We start from the raw sequence: 4,976 nt of genomic DNA, 5'->3' as shown, positions 1-4,976 counted from the left end.
CTCTCAGAAAAAACCTGCCCGTAGCACTGGTTATGGTGATTTCAAATTACACTGAAGCAGCTTGTAGATTCCAGACCTCTTTCTCCTTTGGAGAGGGGCCGGGGATGAAGGAGTGATGAGGGGACTGCGGTGTTGTGGAAACTAAGCCGAAAACTAGTTCCATTACTGCTTCAACGGACGGGAAGCCTGGGGATCTTCTCCTCAGAGCAGAAATCAGGGCGCCAGGTTCGTTTTCTGCGCCGCTTCCGCTTTACCCGTATTGGGGTGCGGTTTGTCGGGATCGCCCTGTTGGTAAGTATTGCTGCTTTCAACACCGGCAACAATCCCCTGTATTTGTTGCTGGGAATGCTGCTCAGCCTTATTCTCATCAGTGGTACCCTCTCTGATCTTACCCTCAAAGATCTGGAGGTCAGCCGGCAGTTGCCTAGCCGCATTTTCGCCGGCCAGCCTGTCTTAGTGGGTCTCACGCTGGTCAATCGCAAACGGCGCCTGCCCAGCTTCTCGTTGCAGGTGAGCGAACGCATTGAGGGGCTGAGGCGGGAAGATTGGCCTTCCAGCTATGTTTTGCGGGTGGATCCCGGTGCCAAGGTGGACACTTTTTATCAGCATACTTTTTCAAGGCGGGGAGTCTGGCAGTTGCAAGGTTTTGAAGTTGCCACCAGCTTCCCATTTGAACTCTTCCGCAAGGCGGTAGAGATTAGGGATCCCCAAACGGTGATCGTGTTTCCGCGGCTCGCCCCGGTTCAAGGATTGGCGCTGTGGGATCAGCTCAGCAGCGGCAACCAATTGCGCCCCCAGCCTGGTCGAGAGGGAGACTACCTGAGCTTACGGCCCTACCGACCCCACGACGATGTGCGTTCTGTCCACTGGAAGATCTCGGCCAAACGGGATCAACTGATCGTGCGGGAGTTGGAGCGTCCACGAGCCCAGGCCATCACCCTCTGTTTTGAAAACCGCTGGCAGCCCCAGAAAGAGAGGCCCGAGATCCATCGAGACAAGTTGGAGCGAGCTGTAGAGCGCTGTGCCGGGATCCTCTTCTACTTGATGCGAGAAGGTTACCCGGTAGCACTTGTTACGTTACAAGAGCGGACTCCTTTTGGGTCAGACCTGGCCCATCAAGATCACCTGCTGACCGTGTTGGCACGACTTACTTTTGTCGGGGATCCCCAGCTCAGCCCTCCACTGGAAAGAGAACCTGATCCCTCTGTCAAGTTTGACCTCACCCCTCAAGATCGCTGTGTGCTGCTGGCCCATCCCGACCAGGATGGAAAATCTGCCCCGGCCCATCTCATCCACACGGGATCGCTGTTGCAATTTATCCCAATTGAGTGAGCTTCAGGCCCATTTTGATAGCAGGATCCATCTGAGATTGTTTGGAAAGCTTGGGCGCAGATCCTTGCAAAGCTTTAGGTTAAACTGCTGAAGAAGTGGTGGTTCACTGCTCCAACTTTTGTCGCAATTCTGGAATGGCCCGCCGCATTTGTCGATAGCCCTCCTGAATAATCGGATCTGCTTGATGAAAATCGAAGATCCCATACTGGCTCAGCTTGGGTTGTAAGAGCAAATCCGGCGGATGTTCGGCTAAAACACTGCGGGTAACGATTTGCTCCATCACGTTCAACGTCTTGCCAATAACGTCGAAAATATTGGGACCAGAGGGCTCATCTGGAAACCATTGGCTAATTTTTTCTTGGATCCCTTGTTGTAGGGATTGATAGCGTTTGCGAATGCGGGTGATGAAGTTGGTTTCTTCTTCGATCACTTCTCCTTCAGCATTCAAGCGCTGTCGCCGTTGAAGGGTTTCTTCCACCTCTGTTTCTTCCAGTTGCGACTCCACATCCGCGGGATCCACATGGTTGAGATTGACCGCAACAACAACATCGGCCCCCATCTCCCGCACCACTCGCACCGGCACCGGATTGACAATGCCTCCATCTCCGAGATAGCGCCCTTCGTGGTGAAAGGGAGTGAAAATTCCTGGGATAGAGATGCTGGCCCGCACGGCATCTGCCATTTTGCCCGAACGCAACAGCACCTCCTGGCCTGTGATCAAGTCGGTAGCCACACAGCAAAAGGGGATCCCGGCCTCTTCAATACACAGCTCTTGCAAATGTTCTGTCAGCAGCTCATAAATTTTGTTGCCATCCAGCAGGCCACAGGTGGGAAAGACCACATCAAACAAAGACAGGATCATCTTCCAGTTGAGATCTCGCACAAAGTCTTCCAGCTCATCCAGTTCTCCCGCTGCATAAATGGCTCCCACAAAAGCGCCAATGCTCGTCCCAGCAATGTAGTCAACGGAGATCCCAGCCCGCTCTAGAGCTCGAATCACACCAATATGAGCCCATCCCCTGGCTCCGCCGCTGCCCAGTGCCAATCCCAGTTTTTTGCCCATGATTGCTCCCTCAAAAAGAAGCCCAAAAGACTTCAGGAATCTTAAACTTTGCTCTCTCTAAAATCAATTAGGTACCTGCCCTTTCTCGCAGATCGGGAGGCAGATAGCTGCGTTCCCCCAAGATTTCCAGAAGAGGACCATAGCGGTCAAACTTGACAACGCTGAGGGAAGCCGCCAAGACCTCAATGCGATCCCGGTAGCGGCCCAGGTCAATGCCCAGCAGGCTGCAGAGAATAACCCGAATGGTGGCCTTGTGGGAGACGATCAAGACGTGGCCGCCTGTCCATTTTTCCTGGATCTCGGCCACAACCGGCATGGCCCGATTGGCAATTTGCACGGCGGTTTCGCCCCCCGGAGGGGCGTTCCAGGCTGGCTCGGTCATCCAGCGCCAATAGGCTTCTGGGTAGGCTTCTTGCGCCTCAGCGTGGGTTTTGCCCTCCCACTCGCCGTAGTGAATTTCTCTTAGGCCCTCTCGAATCTGCATCTCCAAGCCAACTTTCTCGGCCAGGGGGCTTAGGGTAGCCAAGGCGCGCCGCATTGGGCTGACGTAGAGAGCTTGCCAAGGGATCCCAGCATAGGCTGCGGCAAAGGCTTCTGCCATTTGTTTGCCTTCGGGGGTGAGGTCGGGATCGAGAGCGCCGCAAAAGCTGCCGGAACGGCTGTAGGGAGTTTCTCCGTGTCTAAGGAGGTAAAGTCTCAGGCTCATGGGAAATATGCTTATGGGAGCGAACTTTGCCACTCTAGCTGCCCAACTTTAAGCTCTCCTTATCCCCCCTCGGGGCGGTGGTTGGTGGTGGGGATGTAGATGCGGCTGCCCGCCCACTGCAATTTTTCCCGCAGAGTGCGAAAGTAGGAGAGATCTTTTTCCAGGATCATCAGCTTGGCCGGTGTAGGCGCTTGCTGAATGTGAACCCACTGGCCGGGATTCACCGACTGAGCCAACACGCCATCTGTCCACAGGCGGGTTAACCCTTCGGGATCCGCAAGGGGCCAAATGTCCACCCTGGCTGTGCCGCTGATGACAATAGGACGGCTGGACAAACTCAGGGGACAAATAGGGGTGATGATGATGGCGTCGAGGGTGGGCTCGAGGATGGGGCCATTGGCTGCCAGAGTGTAAGAGGTGGATCCCGTCGGTGTGGCCACCAGCACGCCATCCCCGTGGTACTGATCCAAAATCTCTCCGTTGACCTCGATCTCCATGATCGCGGCGGGCAGCCGCTCTCGGTTGATCGGCTTCAGGCAGATCTCATTGAGGGCATAGTAGACTTCGCTAACCGGGCGGCCCTGGGGTTTTCCCTCTCCACGGGCGGCCAAGGGATCCCCTTGCCCCAACTGCGGCTGTTCCCAAATCTGGGCTTGCAACATCATGCGGGCTTGCAAGAAAAAATCCCCTGCCTGAATGCGATCCCAGGGATCCTGTTGCAGCACCCGCTCCGACTGGGCCAAAAACCCCAGCCTACCCCCCACTTTGATTGGCAAAATCGGGATCCCATAGGAGGCTAGGTATCGTGCCGCCGCCAACACCGAGCCATCTCCCCCCAGCACCACCGCCAGATCGATGGGATCCGAGGTGGCCTCCAAAAAGACTGGGTAGGGGTTGTGGTGCAAGCCAGTGGGAGCTGTCAACACCGTAACACCGCGCCGGCGCAACTGCTCCGCACACCTCTGGCAGGCGGCTTTGCTCTCCCGATCCCCCTCTTTGTAGGCAATCACCACCAAGCCCAAGTCCATGGTCAACCTCATCAAGGGATCCCTGTCGATTGTCCCCTTCTTCAGACTGGGGATTGCTCAGGATAATCCAGACTATCCCCCCCAAAGTTAACCAGAAAATGTTCTCTTGGACGGTGAAACCGATCACCGCAGCTCTCCCTTGAGCGTCACTGCCCCCGCCAGAGCTTTCTTCTACAACTTTTAAGTAACAGTTAAGTAAATCTGAGAAGTCACCTTGAAGAATCAACCGAAAACCCCGCCATTTCCAACAGATGGCCCCAATCCGGATCCCTGAGTTCAGCCACCGGCGTAGGCTGGTGCAGACCTCAGCAATTCGGTTTATGGTATGGACATTCCCCCTGCAATTCCTCTTCTCCAAGCTGCAAACCCATGACCGCAGATCTCACCAACCGCATTTTGGGCAACCGCTACCAGCTGATTCAAGAAATTGGTAGCGGTGGTATGGGATCCGTCTTCCGCGCCTTAGACTTACACAACAACGGCCAAGAGGTAGCTGTCAAGATCTTATATGCCCCCATGCTGCTGAGCCGGGGCGACTTCCAGACAGACTTGCGCCGTCGCTTTGCCGAAGAGATCCGCGTCAGCACCCTTCTGGGGCAGCATCCTCGCATCGTCAAGGTTTTGGATCACGGCCAAGAGGGGGAGCAGGCCTACTTGGTGATGGAGTACCTCAAGGGGCAGGATCTGGGCAAGCTGATCCGAGAAAAAGGGGCTTTGCCGGTTCGACAAGCCGTTCGACTAGCCTTGCAGGCCTGTGAGGGGCTGCACTTTGCCCACACGTTTCAGGCCAAGGTAGAGGGTCGCGAGATTCGAGGCGTTATCCATCGCGACATCAAACCCAGCAACC

At 55.5% G+C, this 4,976-nt stretch carries 5 protein-coding genes; 2 read left to right on the top strand and 3 right to left on the bottom strand.

Annotated elements, in window-relative coordinates:
• The first annotated feature begins 288 nt into the window (after positions 1-288).
• A complete protein-coding gene (locus NW818_RS11670) occupies positions 289-1,332 on the top strand; it encodes a DUF58 domain-containing protein (RefSeq protein WP_414424645.1) in 1,044 nt (347 codons plus the stop codon).
• A 103-nt stretch (positions 1,333-1,435) separates the two neighbouring features.
• Here NW818_RS11670 and NW818_RS11665 read toward each other — a convergent pair whose 3' ends face one another.
• From NW818_RS11665 to NW818_RS11655, 3 genes are all read right to left on the bottom strand, one after another.
• A complete protein-coding gene (locus tag NW818_RS11665; RefSeq protein WP_414424644.1) occupies positions 1,436-2,395 on the bottom strand; it encodes a patatin-like phospholipase family protein in 960 nt (319 codons plus the stop codon).
• Positions 2,396-2,462: 67 nt separating this feature from the next.
• Positions 2,463-3,101, bottom strand: coding sequence for a histidine phosphatase family protein (locus tag NW818_RS11660; RefSeq protein WP_414424643.1), 639 nt, complete (start codon positions 3,099-3,101; stop codon positions 2,463-2,465).
• Positions 3,102-3,160: 59 nt separating this feature from the next.
• Positions 3,161-4,129: an NAD(+) kinase gene (locus NW818_RS11655; RefSeq protein ID WP_414424646.1), complete on the bottom strand. Its 969-nt coding sequence runs from the start codon at positions 4,127-4,129 to the stop codon at positions 3,161-3,163.
• A 369-nt stretch (positions 4,130-4,498) separates the two neighbouring features.
• Here NW818_RS11655 and NW818_RS11650 point away from each other — a divergent pair.
• Positions 4,499-4,976, top strand: a 478-nt coding sequence (locus NW818_RS11650; protein ID WP_414413817.1) for a serine/threonine protein kinase, incomplete at its 3' end; no start/stop codon positions are given.

Source organism: Synechococcus sp. R6-5 (assembly GCF_047461775.1).
In the GTDB taxonomy this organism is placed as follows: Bacteria; Cyanobacteriota; Cyanobacteriia; order Thermostichales; family Thermostichaceae; genus Thermostichus.
This window is presented reverse-complemented; position numbering and strand designations above follow the sequence as displayed.

Bases quoted from the DNA above. Each gene is read 5' to 3' on its own strand.
- NW818_RS11665 (WP_414424644.1), bottom strand. From the start codon at position 2,395: ATGGGCAAAAAACTGGGATTGGCACTGGGCAGCGGCGGAGCCAGGGGA.
- NW818_RS11660 (WP_414424643.1), bottom strand. From the start codon at position 3,101: ATGAGCCTGAGACTTTACCTCCTTAGACACGGAGAAACTCCCTACAGC.
- NW818_RS11655 (WP_414424646.1), bottom strand. From the start codon at position 4,129: ATGGACTTGGGCTTGGTGGTGATTGCCTACAAAGAGGGGGATCGGGAG.